Annotated in this window: 27 protein-coding genes and 1 tRNA gene; 21 read left to right on the top strand and 7 right to left on the bottom strand. The window is 61.7% G+C overall.

Translation table 11 applies throughout. The features are described from left to right. Positions 1 to 34: 34 nt before the first annotated feature. The 6 genes from FLQ03_RS16175 to FLQ03_RS16155 form a co-directional block, all read right to left on the bottom strand. On the bottom strand, positions 35 to 637 hold the full coding sequence (locus FLQ03_RS16175; protein WP_144372617.1) for a hypothetical protein: 603 nt from the start codon (positions 635 to 637) through the stop codon (positions 35 to 37). Further along, positions 627 to 1,499, bottom strand: a complete 873-nt coding sequence (locus FLQ03_RS16170) for a hypothetical protein (RefSeq protein WP_170252454.1) — start codon at positions 1,497 to 1,499, stop codon at positions 627 to 629. Before FLQ03_RS16170 ends, FLQ03_RS16175 begins: the two co-directional genes overlap by 11 nt. Positions 1,500 to 1,598: 99 nt before the next feature. Continuing rightward, positions 1,599 to 1,826 (bottom strand): hypothetical protein, encoded by a 228-nt coding sequence (locus tag FLQ03_RS16165; protein WP_144372615.1) that lies wholly within the window; start codon positions 1,824 to 1,826, stop codon positions 1,599 to 1,601. Then, positions 1,795 to 1,968 carry a hypothetical protein gene (locus FLQ03_RS19195; RefSeq protein ID WP_170252453.1) on the bottom strand — a complete coding sequence of 58 codons (174 nt, stop codon included), beginning with the start codon at positions 1,966 to 1,968 and terminating at the stop codon, positions 1,795 to 1,797. Before FLQ03_RS19195 ends, FLQ03_RS16165 begins: the two co-directional genes overlap by 32 nt. Then, on the bottom strand, positions 1,968 to 2,423 hold the full coding sequence (locus tag FLQ03_RS16160) for a phage regulatory CII family protein (RefSeq protein ID WP_144372614.1): 456 nt from the start codon (positions 2,421 to 2,423) through the stop codon (positions 1,968 to 1,970). Before FLQ03_RS16160 ends, FLQ03_RS19195 begins: the two co-directional genes overlap by 1 nt. A gap of 102 nt (positions 2,424 to 2,525) precedes the next feature. Further along, positions 2,526 to 2,783 (bottom strand): hypothetical protein, encoded by a 258-nt coding sequence (locus FLQ03_RS16155; protein ID WP_144372613.1) that lies wholly within the window; start codon positions 2,781 to 2,783, stop codon positions 2,526 to 2,528. Between the two features lie 76 nt (positions 2,784 to 2,859). On the opposite strand from FLQ03_RS16155, the gene FLQ03_RS16150 reads away from it, so the two are divergent. The 21 genes from FLQ03_RS16150 (at position 2,860) to FLQ03_RS16055 (ending at position 14,644) form a co-directional block, all read left to right on the top strand. Then, positions 2,860 to 3,372 carry a hypothetical protein gene (locus FLQ03_RS16150; protein ID WP_144372612.1) on the top strand — a complete coding sequence of 171 codons (513 nt, stop codon included), beginning with the start codon at positions 2,860 to 2,862 and terminating at the stop codon, positions 3,370 to 3,372. 96 nt (positions 3,373 to 3,468) lie between these two features. After that, on the top strand, positions 3,469 to 3,837 hold the full coding sequence (locus tag FLQ03_RS16145) for a hypothetical protein (protein WP_144372611.1): 369 nt from the start codon (positions 3,469 to 3,471) through the stop codon (positions 3,835 to 3,837). A gap of 2 nt (positions 3,838 to 3,839) precedes the next feature. After that, positions 3,840 to 4,607, top strand: coding sequence for a hypothetical protein (locus FLQ03_RS16140; RefSeq protein WP_144372610.1), 768 nt, complete (start codon positions 3,840 to 3,842; stop codon positions 4,605 to 4,607). Next, on the top strand, positions 4,604 to 5,104 hold the full coding sequence (locus tag FLQ03_RS16135; protein WP_144372609.1) for a hypothetical protein: 501 nt from the start codon (positions 4,604 to 4,606) through the stop codon (positions 5,102 to 5,104). Before FLQ03_RS16140 ends, FLQ03_RS16135 begins: the two co-directional genes overlap by 4 nt. Before the next feature lie 771 nt (positions 5,105 to 5,875). Next, entirely contained in the window at positions 5,876 to 6,352 is a 477-nt protein-coding gene (locus FLQ03_RS16130) for a hypothetical protein (RefSeq protein WP_144372608.1), read from the top strand. A 274-nt stretch (positions 6,353 to 6,626) separates the two neighbouring features. Further along, positions 6,627 to 7,001: a hypothetical protein gene (locus FLQ03_RS16125; protein ID WP_144372607.1), complete on the top strand. Its 375-nt coding sequence runs from the start codon at positions 6,627 to 6,629 to the stop codon at positions 6,999 to 7,001. 13 nt (positions 7,002 to 7,014) lie between these two features. After that, positions 7,015 to 7,743: a P-loop NTPase family protein gene (locus FLQ03_RS16120; RefSeq protein ID WP_144372606.1), complete on the top strand. Its 729-nt coding sequence runs from the start codon at positions 7,015 to 7,017 to the stop codon at positions 7,741 to 7,743. A 34-nt stretch (positions 7,744 to 7,777) separates the two neighbouring features. After that, on the top strand, positions 7,778 to 7,984 hold the full coding sequence (locus FLQ03_RS16115; protein ID WP_144372605.1) for a hypothetical protein: 207 nt from the start codon (positions 7,778 to 7,780) through the stop codon (positions 7,982 to 7,984). Next, positions 7,981 to 8,148, top strand: a complete 168-nt coding sequence (locus tag FLQ03_RS19190) for a hypothetical protein (RefSeq protein ID WP_170252452.1) — start codon at positions 7,981 to 7,983, stop codon at positions 8,146 to 8,148. The genes FLQ03_RS16115 and FLQ03_RS19190 overlap by 4 nt, the downstream gene beginning before the upstream one ends. Beyond that, positions 8,145 to 8,507 carry a DUF7673 family protein gene (locus FLQ03_RS16110; protein ID WP_144372604.1) on the top strand — a complete coding sequence of 121 codons (363 nt, stop codon included), beginning with the start codon at positions 8,145 to 8,147 and terminating at the stop codon, positions 8,505 to 8,507. The genes FLQ03_RS19190 and FLQ03_RS16110 overlap by 4 nt, the downstream gene beginning before the upstream one ends. 10 nt (positions 8,508 to 8,517) lie before the next feature. Continuing rightward, positions 8,518 to 8,892, top strand: coding sequence for a hypothetical protein (locus FLQ03_RS16105; RefSeq protein ID WP_144372603.1), 375 nt, complete (start codon positions 8,518 to 8,520; stop codon positions 8,890 to 8,892). A gap of 168 nt (positions 8,893 to 9,060) precedes the next feature. Beyond that, positions 9,061 to 9,408, top strand: coding sequence for a hypothetical protein (locus tag FLQ03_RS16100; RefSeq protein ID WP_144372602.1), 348 nt, complete (start codon positions 9,061 to 9,063; stop codon positions 9,406 to 9,408). After that, positions 9,405 to 9,812, top strand: coding sequence for a single-stranded DNA-binding protein (locus tag FLQ03_RS16095; protein ID WP_144372601.1), 408 nt, complete (start codon positions 9,405 to 9,407; stop codon positions 9,810 to 9,812). Before FLQ03_RS16100 ends, FLQ03_RS16095 begins: the two co-directional genes overlap by 4 nt. Further along, positions 9,796 to 10,221: a hypothetical protein gene (locus tag FLQ03_RS16090; RefSeq protein WP_144372600.1), complete on the top strand. Its 426-nt coding sequence runs from the start codon at positions 9,796 to 9,798 to the stop codon at positions 10,219 to 10,221. Before FLQ03_RS16095 ends, FLQ03_RS16090 begins: the two co-directional genes overlap by 17 nt. Further along, positions 10,218 to 10,442: a hypothetical protein gene (locus FLQ03_RS16085; protein WP_144372599.1), complete on the top strand. Its 225-nt coding sequence runs from the start codon at positions 10,218 to 10,220 to the stop codon at positions 10,440 to 10,442. Before FLQ03_RS16090 ends, FLQ03_RS16085 begins: the two co-directional genes overlap by 4 nt. A gap of 18 nt (positions 10,443 to 10,460) precedes the next feature. Next, positions 10,461 to 11,153, top strand: a complete 693-nt coding sequence (locus FLQ03_RS16080; protein WP_144372598.1) for a DUF2786 domain-containing protein — start codon at positions 10,461 to 10,463, stop codon at positions 11,151 to 11,153. A 50-nt stretch (positions 11,154 to 11,203) separates the two neighbouring features. Beyond that, complete coding sequence (locus tag FLQ03_RS16075) at positions 11,204 to 12,070, top strand: DNA cytosine methyltransferase (protein WP_240802295.1); 867 nt, start codon at positions 11,204 to 11,206, stop codon at positions 12,068 to 12,070. Then, entirely contained in the window at positions 12,067 to 12,681 is a 615-nt protein-coding gene (locus FLQ03_RS16070) for an ASCH domain-containing protein (RefSeq protein WP_144372596.1), read from the top strand. The genes FLQ03_RS16075 and FLQ03_RS16070 overlap by 4 nt, the downstream gene beginning before the upstream one ends. Continuing rightward, on the top strand, positions 12,678 to 12,941 hold the full coding sequence (locus FLQ03_RS16065) for an H-NS family nucleoid-associated regulatory protein (protein WP_144372595.1): 264 nt from the start codon (positions 12,678 to 12,680) through the stop codon (positions 12,939 to 12,941). Before FLQ03_RS16070 ends, FLQ03_RS16065 begins: the two co-directional genes overlap by 4 nt. Before the next feature lie 303 nt (positions 12,942 to 13,244). Continuing rightward, positions 13,245 to 13,586 carry a helix-turn-helix domain-containing protein gene (locus tag FLQ03_RS19700; RefSeq protein WP_144372594.1) on the top strand — a complete coding sequence of 114 codons (342 nt, stop codon included), beginning with the start codon at positions 13,245 to 13,247 and terminating at the stop codon, positions 13,584 to 13,586. Continuing rightward, positions 13,481 to 14,644: a tyrosine-type recombinase/integrase gene (locus FLQ03_RS16055; RefSeq protein WP_144372593.1), complete on the top strand. Its 1,164-nt coding sequence runs from the start codon at positions 13,481 to 13,483 to the stop codon at positions 14,642 to 14,644. Before FLQ03_RS19700 ends, FLQ03_RS16055 begins: the two co-directional genes overlap by 106 nt. 14 nt (positions 14,645 to 14,658) lie before the next feature. Here FLQ03_RS16055 and FLQ03_RS16050 read toward each other — a convergent pair. Beyond that, a tRNA-Thr gene (locus tag FLQ03_RS16050) sits at positions 14,659 to 14,734 on the bottom strand. Positions 14,735 to 14,864 lie beyond the last annotated feature (130 nt).

Raw genomic sequence — 14,864 nt, 5'->3', positions numbered from 1 at the left:
TCGGGCTGGCTCAAAGTGCCGATATCATACCACGTCAAAACCCTTTGCCGGCCAGCATGGCGCGCATCTTTGCCAGCTCACGCTGCTGCACCTCTCGGGTCTGCAACCGCCGCTCATCGGGCAGAGCATGCACCACCACTGGCGGCCACTCACCCCACGCCAGCACCTCTTCCAGCTTTTGCGCCCAGCGCTTGGCCGCACCAGGCCAGCTAGCGTTGCGCAGCTCCCACCAGTCGAACCGTTCAGCCGCCCAATACACCGCCGGGTGACTCCACTTGCCAGGCGACACCGGCTCACCGTACAGCAGCGCCACGGCATGGCCTTGCGCCTCCACAAACGCCGCATGGTAGTCCGGTACCGGTGAGAAGTAGCGCAGTAGCTTGGGCACTTCCAACGGCGGCCACTCCGCGCCCTCCGCCTCGATGCGCTGCAAGCCGGCGTTCACGCAATCCCGCGTAATCCGCCGCCGCGCCATGCCATCAGCCAGCGTCTGCAGAAACAGCTGCTGCACCTTCGGGTCGCCCAGATCACGCGCCACCTTGCCCGGCCACCAGCCAGTCAGCGCCACCAGCACATAGCCAGCCAGCGCCAGGTACTGGCCATCAGCGGCTGGCGACATCAGGTCTCTAGCTGCCATGGCCCATTGCCCCCAAGGCTGCATCCAGCACCGACGCCGCGCCACCAGCAGCCTTGCCCGCCCCGCGCTGGGCAAACGGCACCACCTTGGCCGGAGCCTGCACCAGCGACCCGTTTTCGATTGTCGTGGCAGCATAAGCCGCCACATTGCCCGCGCCCCGGCTACGGGCATCCGCAATGGCCACCAGCATTTCCTGCTCGCCTACTGCCCGCTGCTGCGCCACAGCTGCCACACGGCCAACCGCTTTGGCCAGCGCCGCCGTTGGCACACCGTCTTGCCCCAGCAGCCGCCGAAACAGCACCCCCACTGGCTGACCGCCGTCTACAGCGCCGGCGTCAGTCGGCACGGCACCCCCTGCCACACTCGCGCCCGCGTCAATCATCTCATCTCTATCTACGGATAACGGATGTCTGGCGGCTTTTGAAGAACCCGCCACGGGCGGGTTACGGGCGGCTTTGCCTTGTTCAATATCGGCAAAACCCGCGCCAATGCTGGATTTCAGGCAATCATAATCTGTGGCGGCTTTTGAAGAACCCGCCACGGGCGGGTTACGGGCGGCTTTTTTTTGCGCGCAATAATGCTGATCAGTCTCGCCACCCTCAAAAACAACCGACTCCCCAACATGCGCGGCTTTAGCGTCGTAAACCGCCATCGGCAGGCGCATGATCAGCCGCTTGCCCTGCATGTCGGAAATCAATTCTATCAGGCCAACACGCTCAAGATGCCCAGCCAGCCGGCGCACCTGGTCACGGCTAGGCAGCTCGCCGGCAATGCCGGGATGCGACTCTACTTCAAGTGTGGCGCGCATGCCAGCCCAGCTAACGCGGTGAGTGCGGCCAACCGTGCCGGTAACGTAATCCATGCGCGGCCTCAGCTCACGCAGGTACAACACCTGCGCACCCAGCGGCAGCCCTTGCAGCGCCGCCAATTCATCATCCGTGATTACCACAACCCACCTCCATTACTCACCACGGCCATACCACTGCCTGGTTGGCAGCTGCCGATACGGCTCAAAATCCACTCGGTTCGACTGCAAAATGCGCTGCACCGCCTTCATGTGCTCCGGCGAATACAGCCCGCGCAGCCGCGCCTCCTCGCGCTTTTTCCAGTCACGCCAGCCAGCACGATGCAGTGCCAGCAGGTAGCTGGCATCCGCCTCAACGGCCCCGCTTACCTGCATCCAGTTCACGGCGCCTCTCCTCGGCATCCAGCAGCGCGATAAGCGAGCGCAGCAAGGCGCTACCCGCCTCCCGCTTGCGCTCCGGCGGCGCCGCTTTCACGCGGTAGGCCCGTCGCGCCATCAGGCTTTGCACCGCACGCAGGCCGGACATTACGCCGCCACCCTGCCGCGCTTGTGCGCAGCCCGTACAGCCAGCGCCATTTCACCTATCTTGGTCATGGCCCGCATCAACGCCTCCTCGCAATCAGCCAACTCAGCGCAATCAATGCGGCCATCTGCCACAGCCAGGCCAATCGCCTCGCCCACGTCACCATGCGCCGCCATCAAGCCGGACAGCGCCAGAATGGGCGACGTGGCGCAGCCAGGACCAAACAGCGCCGGCATGCACACGAAGCCCAGGCGCTCGGCAAACGCAAACAAGATGGCCGGGTCATTGGTGGCCACAGAGATCTGCACCGCCTCATCCAGCCGCAGGTGGTGCGTGTCGTTATGCGGGTTGAGCTTGTTAGCCAACACCTTGGGCGACATACCCAACATGCCGGCCACCGCCGCAATGCTATGCGGTTTGCTCTCGCAGATGATGCGTGCCGCTGCCAGTGGGTCCATGTGTCAAACCTCTCAAAATTCACGTAGATATCGATAAACACGACCACTACGATGTGCACCAGGGAATAAAAAACGCCCGTGGGGACGGGCAAAAAGCCGCAGCTACTCTGGGGAATCGAGCTGCAACAGGGGAACCGAATCAGCCGACAGCACCCGATCAGAGGTGCCGCCGGGCTGATATGAAATCTTGAAGAAAGCCGCGAGCTGCTCAATCGTGCAGATTCGCGGATTTGTGGCAACTCGCTGGCCAATCTTGCGAACTGTAGGCAGTGGAACACCACTGCCACGCGCCACTGCCGGCCAATCGCCGCGAGTTTTATCAAGCTGCGCAAGGACTGCGCTATAGAGAGGATATTCCATTCCGGACTTTCCCAAACCGAATACGGTTAGCCTACACGAGCCGCAAACGGTTTGCAAATCCGGCAATAATCCGTTTATGGAAAAGTCAATCAAAGCCGTGCTGGCTAAAAACCTTGAACTGCTGATGAAGCGGCACGATCGGTACTCAACCAACAACAAGTTGGCGGAGACTACAGGCCTGGGGCTTGGCACCATTAATCGCATCAGGCAGCAAGCGTCCGCCGCAGGAATTGATACCGTAGAGATCATTGCCGCCAAATTCGGCATGAAAGCGTGCGACCTACTGGACGAGAATCTGGAACAACGACTGCCAACCAGCACAGCGGGCAAATACAACCTTCAGCCGGTTGCAGGGCACCTGACATTCCAAGAGCAAACCGCAAACACCTATCTGCTACAAGATCCGGTTAGCCGCTTATCAACATCTGCCAGAGAAGCTTTTTTGCGTGGCAGCCTGACAGAGCAAACGATTGATGCATTTGCCCAAGCATTTGAGCTGCTACCTCGCCCCAGCAACGACCTCAAGGCCGAAACGGGCGAGATGAAATCCACCCTCGACCAACTGCGCAAGCAGCAACCACCGCAATAAATATCCAGCTGGCACACGCCAGCCGCATCAAATGCAGCGCCGTGACCATCTCATTACCGCAGATGACCGCCCCGGTCATTCCTGCCCGGCAGCGAGATGGAGACAATCACGGACATGCACAGCCAGCACGCCATACGCCACCAAAACCTGCGCCGCCTTGTCGAACGACACGGCGGCGTGGTGGCATTGGCGCAGCAGCTGGGCCGCGACTCGTCGCAAGTCAGCCGCTGGCTGGCTTGGCCAGGCAAGCACAGCCGCACCATCAGCCACAAGATGGCAACCCACATCGAACACAGCCTGCAACTGCCCGCCGGCTGGATGGACACCCCGCACAGCAACACCCTCACCGAGCAGCACCCGCTGCTGGACGCAGCATGCAACTTTCTAGCCTCCTCGCCAGATCCGGCGGTGGCGGATATACTCGCCCAGCTCTTACGAGCCATAACCCCACCACCCCGACCGTAACCGTGATAAAGCTGCTGGACACCGGACACCTCATCGCCCCGCTACCCACCAGCCACACCACAGCCCAACTTCACAGAGCATGTTTAATCCGGGATGAGTACGCCAACCGCGTACACGCCCACATCAAAGCCTTCCCGGCCGACAGCAAAGGCCTGGCCAACGAAGTGGCCGGCCACCTGCTGCACCACGCCGCCGGCATCAACACCGCCCGCCGCGCCTGGCTGATCGTACTGAACCGTCACGAATTGACCACGCTCTTTCCGGCAGTCGATATCGGCAACGATCAGGAATGGCTATGCTGGGCAACCGAGCATATCGAAGGCATGCCCATCAACGCGATGGACGCATGGACGTGGGGCGACGAGCTGGCCGTCTGGCCAGACACCGCTACCTGCATCGCGCTGCACGAGTGGCTATGGGCCATCGACGGCAACGCCGGCAACCTCATCAGCACCGGCCACGGCGACTTTGCCGCCATCGACCACGCCGACATTCTGGGCGGCCAACACTGGACGGCAAAAATGCTGCGCCACAACACGCAGCAGCGGTTCTACAATAAGGCCTTGCATATTGCATGGGGCGGCACACCCACCCCGCAGCAGCGCCAGGCAGCCCGCGACAAAGCCAGCCGGCACAGCCATATCCTGCAGGCCGCATGGCCGCACATCCACCAGTGGTGGCAGAGCATGCTAAAAAGAAAAGACATCGACGCCGCCTACGCCTTCCTGACAGAACGCGCCGCGCCAGGCTGGATAGACAATCGACTATGAGCAAAATGAGCAAGATGTTGGCCGCGCTGCGCGCAGCCAACCCGCAAAGCCAGCCCCGCACACCCGGCTACACCGGCTGCGGCCGCTGGCTGTACTGGCACAGCCCCAGTGGCGAACGCATCATGATCGGCATTGCCATCGATCTGGCCGGCATCACCTACCGCCAGATCATCACCGGTGACGACTGCGCCGATATCGCCCGCCAGCTATGGGGCGACACCACCGCGTGGCAGCTGAGCAAACTGCTGGCCGGCACCATGGCCGCCACCCTCACCCCTGCCATGCCGCTACCCGCAGGCATCAGCAGCGAACCCATCGCCATCGTCACCGGCGACACCCCCGCCGACATCCTGGACGCGCTATGGCAAGCCGGCCCCGCGCAAAGCCTGCTGCTCAAAAAAAAACCGCTCAGTATGTCTGAGCGGTTTATCGAGGGCGGGAACAGCCCCGAGCAGGAACCGGCATCACCGGCACCGGCGGCACACAGCCGCGATTAGGCGTTACAGGCAACAACACCCGCAACAGGTTTGGCATGGTCTGATTCATGCCGCCATGTTGCACTTTGTTGTCAATTATATCTATTCGTAGTTTTACTTAATCACCCACCTGTGGAATCAACGCACATCCACAGTGCTTGCACTTCCGCGCATCCATCCTCACCAACTCTCGACAATCCGGGCAGCGCACATGCGTCTCAGGCGTCGGTGCGTCCGGCGCCAGCTTGCGCGACGGCATAACCAGCACACACACCAGGCCAATCCACCCCAGCACCCACCACCACCCGGACCGGCCACGACTCTTCGCAGCCAGATAGGCAGCCACGCAGCCACCCACCAAGAAAAAGAAGCCTTCCATAACACCCCCAGCACAAGACATGTGCATCAATGATACCAAATGCATCAAACCGTTTTTGCAACACAAGCAAACCGCAAACGGTTATTCACGCTTGACAGCTAACCGTATTCGGTCAATCATTGCGCCATACAAACCGTTTGCGGTTAGCTCTTAAACAAACCACGAATGCGCAACCCGTCCGCCCGACGGGAAGCCATCCACCTGATGCAGCGCCCATGCGCGCCGGTCGCCACACTCACGAGGAGCAGGCGCCGGCGATGTCACCGGACACACGCGCAGATCACGACGCCCCTGCCGCGCACGCCACACCGCGCCGCAACGCATCAGCCACCCACGTTCTGGGGACATACAGAACGCACTTCCCAGCCGCCTGACACCAGACGGCTGGCGAGTGAACACACCAGGAGAACAGCATGGAAATAAAAATAGCCGCCCACACGGACGGCTTCCGCAAAACGCTTGGCGAGCTGGAACTGGCGCTTGCCGAAACCACCGAGCAAACCAGACAGTTGGCACTGGACCTAATCAATCACAATCCGGCACTACTGGGTTTCAAAGGTCACACCACAACCCATGGGGCAAACCTGACGGTCCACCTTGAACCACCCGATGAGCTTCTTGAACTTCTTGCCGCAGTTCGGGCTGGCGATCTGAGTCATCTGATCGAGCGCCCCCATAAAACCCCCATACAGCAAATGCAGGACCGCATGGCGGCTCTACAGCAGCAGATTGCCGTGCTACAGGCCACCACAGCCGCCAAAGAGGCGGCACTGACAAACACGGTCAACCAGCTGGGAGAAAGAATCACCCTGCATGAAAACCTGATCAAGCAGACAGCCGAACTGCAGGGCATGCTGATTGACCGCGTCATCGGACCCGCCGCGAATTAGCACTCGGCATCCGCCGACAGAATCAAGCACAGCCGAGAAGCACCACCACAACAGCGTAACCACCGACCCGCAGCGCCCCCGCATCAGGACGCTGCAAGACGTTGGTCACGGCGTCACGTTCGAGCTGGGCGAAAGCCCCCAACAAGCAGCCGGATGGCGTTACCGGCACCCCCATCGGCACGGCTTACCCCGTGCCGCTTCTATTTGAACCGCGTTGTTATATCAACCACATAACAGCGCCATAACAGCCACATAACAACAGGATAACCGGCACATGAGCGAGCAAAGCACATGGCAGCAGCAAGCCAAAGCGGCGCTGCAGCAGCTGCCCACCCCCAGCAGGCCACTCACCAAGGCCGAGAAATTCCGGCAGCTGCTGCCGGATATCGAACGCCAGATTCAGGCAGGCACCCCACAGGCAGACATTGCCGCCGCCCTCAGCGAGGCAGGCATGGCCATGACCACGGAAATGTTCCGCAACTACTTGGCCGCCGCACGCCGGCAGCAAAGAAAGACGCCAGCAAATGAAGCAAGCCAAACCCCCGCAGCGGCCACGCCACCCAAGGCAGCCACCGCCGCCAGCAAGCCAGACACCACCACCGCCCGCGGCGACTACCGCCAGCAGCGCGGCCAACCCCTCAAATGGTAATCAGGAGAACCCCATGCAACGCACCGTACACATCACCATGCAAGGCAAAGGCGGCTGCCTCAAAAGCGGCATCACCAGCCTGGTAGCGCAGCACCTCGCCGCCAGCGGCACGCTGCCGCTGTGCCTGGACACCGACCCGGTAAACCGCACCTTTAGCCGCATCACCGCGCTGCAGGTGCAGGAGCTGGAACTGCTGAACAACCACCAGCAGATCGACCCGCGACAGTTCGACACCATGATCGAGCGCGTACTCGACCACGACGGCCACGTCGTCATCGATACCGGCGCCGCCGTGTTCGTGCCGCTGAAAGCCTACCTGCTGGGCAGCGACGCGCTGGGCCTGCTCACCGACAACGACCTGCGCGTCGTCATCCATGTGCCGCTGATCGGCGGGCTGGACTTTGTCGAAACCGCCAACGGCCTGCACGCCATCCTCACCGACCTGCAGGAAGCCGACATCGTGGCCTGGTGCAATCCCTTCTTTGGCCCGGTGGAATACCAAGGGCGCGGCATCGAAGACAGCGCCCTGTACAAAGACAACCGCCACCGCTTTGCCGGCGTCATCCACATGCCGGACTATGACCGCCACACCTTCGGCGCCGACATCAACGCCGTGCGCAGCGACGGCCTGACCTACGCCGAAGCCATCCAGCACCCCGGCTACAGCCCCAGCGCCCGCCACCGCCTCAAGCGTGTGTGGAACACCTACCAGCAAGCGCTGGCCGACCTGAACCTGATCTAACCCGCAGCGGCCGCATGGCCGCACTGGAGCCATCATGCAAACCCTGACCGTACAGAACCTGATCCGCATCCGCGCCGCCATGCAAGCCGCAGCCCGCGAAGGCAACCTGGTGATTTTCCCGCGCCGCATGGATACCAGCCGCGACTTTCACGCCCTGGGCATCCAGCACCTGCACCAGCCCATGTTCACCAGCACCGGCCTGCTGGCCGCCCGACCCATCAGCTACCACACCACGCCATGAGCAAATACTACTCACGCCGTGCTGCCGAGCAGGCCCGCGCCGAAGTGCAAAGCATCGCACTGGCCGGCAAACCACCCACCAGAGCCACCCCGCAAGACATCCGCAACGCCAACGCCCGCCGCGAGATAGAAGCCCGCCGCATGGCACAGGAGGCCAGACTATGAGCCAGACTTTTGCACAGCAGATGGAAGCCGCAAGACAGCGGCATCACGAAATCATCGCCGACGGCGAACGCGCACTGCTGCGCGTGCTACAGGCCGCCCGCCGCGACACCGGCCAAGCCGGCATCTGCGCCCGTTTCCTGCTGGGCCTCTACAACGACCGCCGCTTCCCGCTCGACCTTACCGCGCTGCCCAGCCTGGACGATGCGCTGTTTGAAGATTGCATGATCGTACTGCGCATGGACGCCCGCGCCTGCGAACGCGATGACTATGGCTACTTTGCGTTCATCGGCGAGGTCTGGGAACAGCACGCAGCAGACTGGCGCGTACGCGACCACACCAAAGCCTATCGCCCGAAGTAAGGAGCCCATCATGCCGACACTGAAAGACCTGATCGCAGCCAGCCTGCCCACCGTCAGCGATGACATTGCCGCCCTGTGCCGCTCGGCAGACGAGTTCCTGCTGGACGTGCAAAACCAGCTTGGCCACAACCAGCTGCACGGCGCAGTGGTTATCACCAGCCAGCCGCGCACCCATCACGGCGGCCGCGACATCATCGTGGACGTGGAAATCCACAACCTGTCCTGCCTGCAAATCCACCAGCTGGCGCAACAGCGCCCGCACTACCTGCCCTTGAACCGCCAGCGCGGCGAAATGATCGCCTTTGGCAGCGCCAGCAGCGAATACATGCTGTCGCTGTGGGCCACCCTGATCGACGACGCCGACAGCCAGGAGGAAGCCGCATGAAAACCGTACTCGACATCGCCAGCACCGTTGGCCGCCTGCTGCTGGGCTGCATCACCGCCAGCCGCCGCATCACCAAATGAAACACCGCGCGGCACTGGCCGCCATCTGCCACATCCTACGGGGCGTCGTATGCGGCGCCCTTTTCATTGCCTTGTACGGAATAGCCGAATGGATAGACCGACCCCCATCGCCACCCGCGCCATCATCCAGCTCGGGCAGCAGCTTAGCCACACCATCCAGCGCCTGGAACAGCACCGCGCCTGCTACGACCGCGCCGACCATCTGGCAGCCCAGCTGCAAGCCCAAGGCCACCAGGTGGACGCCCACCCGCCGCAACTGCCCATGGCAGCCGACATTGCACCGCGCCTGATCGCCAAGCACGTCACGGCAAACCTGCTCACCGATATCCACGCCACCGGCCACCGCGTCTTCCTAAACGGCCACCGCTGGCAGATCAACCCACCCGCAGACGCCCGCGATGGGGCGCTGTCGTTCTACTTGATGGAAGCACCATGAACAGCATCAGCTTTGACGGCCGCCTGGCCGCCGACCCCGACCTGCGCTACACCCCCGGCGGCGAGCCGGTCCTGAGTTTTCGCGTCGCCAGCGACATCGGCTTTGGCGAGCGCAAAACCACCAACTGGTTTAACTGCACGATCTGGGGCAAGCAGGCCGAAAGCCTGAAGAACTACCTGAAGCGCGGCAGCCCTGTCACCGTTTACGGCCAGCTGACGCTGCGCGAATGGCAAGACAAGGAAGGCATCAAGCGCCTAGCGCCCGATGTGCGCGCCAACGCACTCACCCTGCAGGGCAGCCGCGATAGCAACCAGCCGCCAGCCGACCACCAGCCCGGCCAACGCGGTGGCGCCGACCCCAAACCCCGCATGCAAGAGGACATGGACGATGACATTCCGTTCTAAAAATGAAAAGCTGGGCCGGCTCACGCCACTGCGTCACATAGGCAAGAGCAGTCACGGCAAACCCGTCTGGCTGTTCCAGTGCGACTGCGGCAAGTTGGTGGAAAGAATCATAAACACCGCCATCCGCACCGCCGCCAGCGGCGGCACGCCAAGCTGCGGCTGCTACAAATACCAGCGGCCACCCTTCCCATCCGCCACCCGCCTAGCGCGGGAAGAGCAGCAGGAAGAAGAGGCACACAGCACCAAGATCGCAGCCTGCATCAGCGAAAACCGCGCCTGCGTACCCGCCAGCCTGCAGCAGCTCACTGGCCGCATCATCAGCATCCGCCACACCACCGGCCGCAGCTTTAGCCGCAGCCACCTGCCGCAGCAGCACAGCAGCACGTTCAACATGATGAACGCCGTATGAACAAAGACATCCGCAAAGCCCTGCAGCCCTACCTTGCCGCCGGCGCAACCTTACTGCCCAGCGGCAAGCACCACACGCTGCTACTGCCCAACGGGCAGCGCGTCAGGATCTGCAGCACCCCATCCGACAGCTGGCGCGGCATACGCAACCTGCAGGCCGATCTACGGCGCAAAGCCCAGCTGCCCACCCAGCACCAACAGGCCACCCATGCGGTGGCCTGATCAATTCTGGAGAACGACATGCAAGACGAAAGCATCCTCCGCAAAATCAAGAAATGCCTGCGCCTCGCAGAGAGCAGCAACGAACACGAAGCAGCAGCAGCCATCCGCCAAGCACAGGCACTGATGGCAAAGCATGGTCTCAGCCAGGCCGATATCGCCATCAGCGACATCCGCGAGAGCAACACCAAGGCCGGCGCACTCACCAGACCGGCCAAGTGGGAGCAATTGCTGTGCGGCCTTATTGCCGACGCATTCGGCTGCAAAGCCATCCACGCCCGCCAATGGAACACTGCCCACTGGGTATTCATTGGCCGAGACGCCAATCCCGACATCGCCAGTCACGCATTTGCCCAGCTTTACCGGCAGATCAAGCGCGCCCGCAAGACCTTCATCGAAACCCAATGCACCTACCTCAGAAGCCAGACTAAAACCCGCCGTGCTGACATCTTTTGCCAAGGCTGGCTCAGCGCCGTATCGAAACAGATCACCCAGCACGCGGGCGAGCGTGACGCAGAAGTCATCAAGCAATACATGGAAATAAAGCACCGCGACATTGGCCAACTGGGCGCATCAGATCGCATGAAAGGCCGGAAAGCAACAACAGGCGATGCCCTCGCATTCCACGCAGGCAAAGCAACCGGCGCAGACGCCAGCCTGCACCACGGCATCAACGGCCAAGGCAGCCAACAACTTGTACTGGAGGCAAAATGAGGGTAGCCGATGGTTTCGCAGGCCTGGGCGGTTCAAGCGAGGGCGCACGCATGGCAGGGGCAGATGTCGTCTGGACTGGCAACCACTGGCCAGCCGCCGTCGAGCTGCACGCACGCAACCACCCCACAGCGCAGCACGTCTGCCAGGACATGCACCAGGTAGACCCGGCATCCATTCCGCGTCACGACGTATTCACCGCCAGCCCATGCTGCCAAGGGCACAGCCCGGCACGCGGCAAAGCCAATGGCAACCCGCAACACGACAGCAGCCGCGCCACAGCTTGGTCAGTGGTGGCCATTGCGGAATACCACCTGCAGGACGTGATCGTGGTAGAGAACGTGCCAGCCTTCACCCGCTGGCTGCTTTACCCGGCATGGCGCCAGGCAATGCACGCGCTTGGCTATGCCATCCAGCCTTATGTGCTAGACGCGGCAGACCATGGCGTGCCACAGAACCGCGAGCGCCTCTATCTGGTGATGACTCGCAGCAAGCACCCCATCGAGCTACAGCTGCCCAAGCGCGAGCACGCAGGCGCCGACAGCTTCATCGACTTCACCAGCGGCAAGTGGAGCCCGATTGCCAAGCCGGGGCGGAGTGATGCCACGCTGAAACGCATTGCCGCCGGCCGCGCCCGCTTTGGGGACCGCTTCTTGGCACCGTACTACGGCACCGGCTCAGGCGAGACAGGCCGCAGCCTGGCCCGCCCCATCGGCACGATCACCACCCGCGACCGCTGGGCAGTGATCGACGGCGACCGCATGCGAATGCTGACCGCACAGGAATGCCGCGCCGCCATGGGCTTTCGCCCCGACTACATCCTGCCGGAACAACACCGGCTAGCCGTGCACATGCTGGGCAATGCAGTTTGCCCACCCGTGATGCGCGACATCCTCACCGCAATCCAGGAGGCAGCATGAAAGAACGCCCAATTCTATTCAGCGGCGCGATGATCCGCGCCATTCTGGCCGGCCAGAAAACGCAGATGCGGCGCGTTATGAAAAACCCGCCGACGCCATCTGCGCACTTCCCGTGGCTTGGCGTGAAGAGCCTGCGCGGCACTCACAGCTTTGTTTATCCGAATGCCCTGCCGGAAATATTGGCCGAATGCCCCTACGGCCAGCCCGGCGACCGGCTATGGGCGCGTGAAGCATGGCGCTTGCCCAGCATTTTTAATGCGCCGAGCTGCTGCCTCTTCGCCCATAGCCTTGCACTACACGCTGCCGACGGCCGGAGCAATCCAGCCTGCACGCATCAAAACACCATGCTAATGCCCCGCTGGGCCAGCCGCATCCTGCTGGAGATTACCGACGTGCGTATCGAGCGCCTGCAGGATATCGACAGCGCGGACGCACTAGCCGAAGGCGTGAAGCACTGCGAGGACTTGCTTGACGCAGACGCGCACTGGTACGCCCCCGAAGAGTTGTATTCGATGCTATGGACGGTGAGGCATGGCTGGGGCGAGCACGGCTGGAACGCCAACCCCTGGGTATGGGTGGTGGAGTTCAAGCGCGTAGAGGCCACCCCATGACACAGCTCGCCCTCACCCTAGACCACCCCATCACAGGCCGCGCCGCCGCCCACCTGATCACCCCCGCCAGTCGCCGCCGCATCCTGGCCAACTACTGCATTGCCCGAAGCAGCGTCACGTTCTACATCATGGAATCAGGCGGCGAACTCATGAAATGGTCAGGCAACGGCCAGAAGCCCATGTGGGTAAAGCAATGGCTGGCCAACGGCGGCAGCCTCGACGACTTGGCCGTCACCATCAAAAAGGAAGGAGGTACGTGATGGACGTCAGAACAATCACACTGCACTACCTACAGCAGCACGGCTTTGACGGTCTCTATCTCGACAATATCTGCGGCTGCCAATTGAGCAACCTACTCGCCTGCGGCGGCTGCCCAGATACACCCAATTGCGAACCGGGCTACATACGCCTCATCGACGGCGGCTGGATCATCACACCCGAGAAAGCGCCGCCAACCCCAACACCACCCACCTGCACCTGCTCAAGCGGCGACGACAGCTTACGCTGGCCATGCCCAGCGCACCCACCAACACCCCAAGGCCAGCCCAGCGCTGGCCTTTCTCATGGAGCCGACCATGGATGATTGCGTCCTCACCCTGAAAGAAGCCGCAGCCTTCATGCGACTGGGCCAGCGCACACTACGCGATTGGATCGCAGGCGGCCGGCTGAAGGCCATCAAAACCGCCAGCCGGGGCGGCAAACTTCTCATTCTGAAATCAGACTGCATTGCATCCATCCGCCAGCAGCAAGATACTGGCGCGGTGGATGCGCTTGAAGGCACAAACAAGGAGAAAGGCACATGGCCATCAAGCTCAGGAACGGCACCTGGTACTGTGATTTCACTACGCCGGACGGGCAGCGAGTTAGATCGTCTCTTGGCACAAAGGACAAAAAACAGGCATTAGAACTGCACGACCGCATGAAAGCCGAGGCTTGGCGCACAGCCAAGCTCGGCGAAGTGCCGGTTAAGACCTTTGACGAAGCATGCCTGCGGTGGCTGGAAGAGAAGCAGCACAAGAAGTGCCTGGACGATGACAAGTCGAAAATAGGCTACTTCCTGGAACACTTCGCCGGCCGCCCGCTGGCAGACATCAACGAGCGAGCGATAAATCAAGCCATTGCGGCCATGACCGACCGCCGCCACCGGATGAACTGGGAGGCAAAGCGGGACAGCCTGCAGCGACAGCGGCTGCCTGTGCCGCCCTACCAGCCCAAACCGGTGGCCACTGCCACCAAAGCATCGCACCTGGCATTTATCCGCGCCCTACTCAACCGAGCTGCAACCGAATGGAAGTGGCTCGAAAAGGCACCTACCGTGAAATGCCCACCGGTCGCCAACAAGCGCATCCGGTGGCTGACACGCGAAGAGGCACAGCGACTGATCGACGCACAAAGCGAGCACATGCGCCCCGTCGTCGTCTTTGCGCTAGCCACCGGCCTGCGCCGCGCCAACATCGTCAATCTGGAATGGAGCCAGATCGACATGCAGCGCAAAGTAGCGTGGATACATCCAGAAGATGCCAAGGCAGGGAAAGCCATCGGCGTAGCACTAAACGACACGGCCTGCAGCGTGCTGCGTGGCCAGCTCGGCAAACACAGCCGCTGGGTATTCGTTCATACAGAAGAAGCCGTCCGACCAGACGGCACAAAGACGGCAGCGGTGCGAAAGATGCGCATCGATGGCAACACCGCATGGCGCGCATCGCTCAAGCGGGCAGGCATCGAAAACTTTCGCTTTCACGACCTGCGGCACACCTGGGCAAGCTGGCTAGTACAAGCCGGCGTGCCTTTATCTGTGCTGCAGGAAATGGGCGGCTGGGAGTCGATCGACATGGTTCGCCGCTATGCGCATTTAGCGCCGTCACATTTAACAGAGCATGCGCGACAAATCGACGCCATATTAGGAGGCAATGGCACAAATACGGCACAAAAACAAAATGGGCTAAGCGAGAGAATCGCCTAACCCATTGATTTTAATGGTGCCGGTAAGAGGAGTCGAACCCCCGACCTTCGCATTACGAATGCGCTGCTCTACCAACTGAGCTATACCGGCCAACCGTTAAAACACATTATATCAGCAGGCTTCACGCTTGAAAATAAGGTGCGATCGACGTCCACCCCATCTTGAGTAGCGCGTGACTTTAGCGTCCAATCCACCATGACAAGGAGTTGGACATGAAGAA

Source organism: Vogesella urethralis (assembly GCF_007644045.2).
In the GTDB taxonomy this organism is placed as follows: Bacteria; Pseudomonadota; Gammaproteobacteria; order Burkholderiales; family Chromobacteriaceae; genus Vogesella; species Vogesella urethralis.
Note: the sequence above shows the minus strand (reverse complement) of the source record. Positions and strands in the feature narration are given on the sequence as shown.

What these genes read in the sequence shown, in the direction of transcription:
- FLQ03_RS16175 (WP_144372617.1), bottom strand. Translation starts at nt 637, where the DNA reads ATGGCAGCTAGAGACCTGATGTCGCCAGCCGCTGATGGCCAGTACCTG.
- FLQ03_RS16170 (WP_170252454.1), bottom strand. Translation starts at nt 1,499, where the DNA reads ATGGATTACGTTACCGGCACGGTTGGCCGCACTCACCGCGTTAGCTGG.
- FLQ03_RS19195 (WP_170252453.1), bottom strand. Translation starts at nt 1,968, where the DNA reads ATGTCCGGCCTGCGTGCGGTGCAAAGCCTGATGGCGCGACGGGCCTAC.
- FLQ03_RS16160 (WP_144372614.1), bottom strand. Translation starts at nt 2,423, where the DNA reads ATGGACCCACTGGCAGCGGCACGCATCATCTGCGAGAGCAAACCGCAT.
- FLQ03_RS16155 (WP_144372613.1), bottom strand. Translation starts at nt 2,783, where the DNA reads ATGGAATATCCTCTCTATAGCGCAGTCCTTGCGCAGCTTGATAAAACT.
- FLQ03_RS16150 (WP_144372612.1), top strand. Translation starts at nt 2,860, where the DNA reads ATGGAAAAGTCAATCAAAGCCGTGCTGGCTAAAAACCTTGAACTGCTG.
- FLQ03_RS16145 (WP_144372611.1), top strand. Translation starts at nt 3,469, where the DNA reads ATGGAGACAATCACGGACATGCACAGCCAGCACGCCATACGCCACCAA.
- FLQ03_RS16135 (WP_144372609.1), top strand. Translation starts at nt 4,604, where the DNA reads ATGAGCAAAATGAGCAAGATGTTGGCCGCGCTGCGCGCAGCCAACCCG.
- FLQ03_RS16130 (WP_144372608.1), top strand. Translation starts at nt 5,876, where the DNA reads ATGGAAATAAAAATAGCCGCCCACACGGACGGCTTCCGCAAAACGCTT.
- FLQ03_RS16125 (WP_144372607.1), top strand. Translation starts at nt 6,627, where the DNA reads ATGAGCGAGCAAAGCACATGGCAGCAGCAAGCCAAAGCGGCGCTGCAG.
- FLQ03_RS16120 (WP_144372606.1), top strand. Translation starts at nt 7,015, where the DNA reads ATGCAACGCACCGTACACATCACCATGCAAGGCAAAGGCGGCTGCCTC.
- FLQ03_RS16115 (WP_144372605.1), top strand. Translation starts at nt 7,778, where the DNA reads ATGCAAACCCTGACCGTACAGAACCTGATCCGCATCCGCGCCGCCATG.
- FLQ03_RS19190 (WP_170252452.1), top strand. Translation starts at nt 7,981, where the DNA reads ATGAGCAAATACTACTCACGCCGTGCTGCCGAGCAGGCCCGCGCCGAA.
- FLQ03_RS16110 (WP_144372604.1), top strand. Translation starts at nt 8,145, where the DNA reads ATGAGCCAGACTTTTGCACAGCAGATGGAAGCCGCAAGACAGCGGCAT.
- FLQ03_RS16105 (WP_144372603.1), top strand. Translation starts at nt 8,518, where the DNA reads ATGCCGACACTGAAAGACCTGATCGCAGCCAGCCTGCCCACCGTCAGC.
- FLQ03_RS16100 (WP_144372602.1), top strand. Translation starts at nt 9,061, where the DNA reads ATGGATAGACCGACCCCCATCGCCACCCGCGCCATCATCCAGCTCGGG.
- FLQ03_RS16095 (WP_144372601.1), top strand. Translation starts at nt 9,405, where the DNA reads ATGAACAGCATCAGCTTTGACGGCCGCCTGGCCGCCGACCCCGACCTG.
- FLQ03_RS16090 (WP_144372600.1), top strand. Translation starts at nt 9,796, where the DNA reads ATGACATTCCGTTCTAAAAATGAAAAGCTGGGCCGGCTCACGCCACTG.
- FLQ03_RS16085 (WP_144372599.1), top strand. Translation starts at nt 10,218, where the DNA reads ATGAACAAAGACATCCGCAAAGCCCTGCAGCCCTACCTTGCCGCCGGC.
- FLQ03_RS16080 (WP_144372598.1), top strand. Translation starts at nt 10,461, where the DNA reads ATGCAAGACGAAAGCATCCTCCGCAAAATCAAGAAATGCCTGCGCCTC.
- FLQ03_RS16075 (WP_240802295.1), top strand. Translation starts at nt 11,204, where the DNA reads ATGGCAGGGGCAGATGTCGTCTGGACTGGCAACCACTGGCCAGCCGCC.
- FLQ03_RS16070 (WP_144372596.1), top strand. Translation starts at nt 12,067, where the DNA reads ATGAAAGAACGCCCAATTCTATTCAGCGGCGCGATGATCCGCGCCATT.
- FLQ03_RS16065 (WP_144372595.1), top strand. Translation starts at nt 12,678, where the DNA reads ATGACACAGCTCGCCCTCACCCTAGACCACCCCATCACAGGCCGCGCC.
- FLQ03_RS19700 (WP_144372594.1), top strand. Translation starts at nt 13,245, where the DNA reads ATGGAGCCGACCATGGATGATTGCGTCCTCACCCTGAAAGAAGCCGCA.
- FLQ03_RS16055 (WP_144372593.1), top strand. Translation starts at nt 13,481, where the DNA reads ATGGCCATCAAGCTCAGGAACGGCACCTGGTACTGTGATTTCACTACG.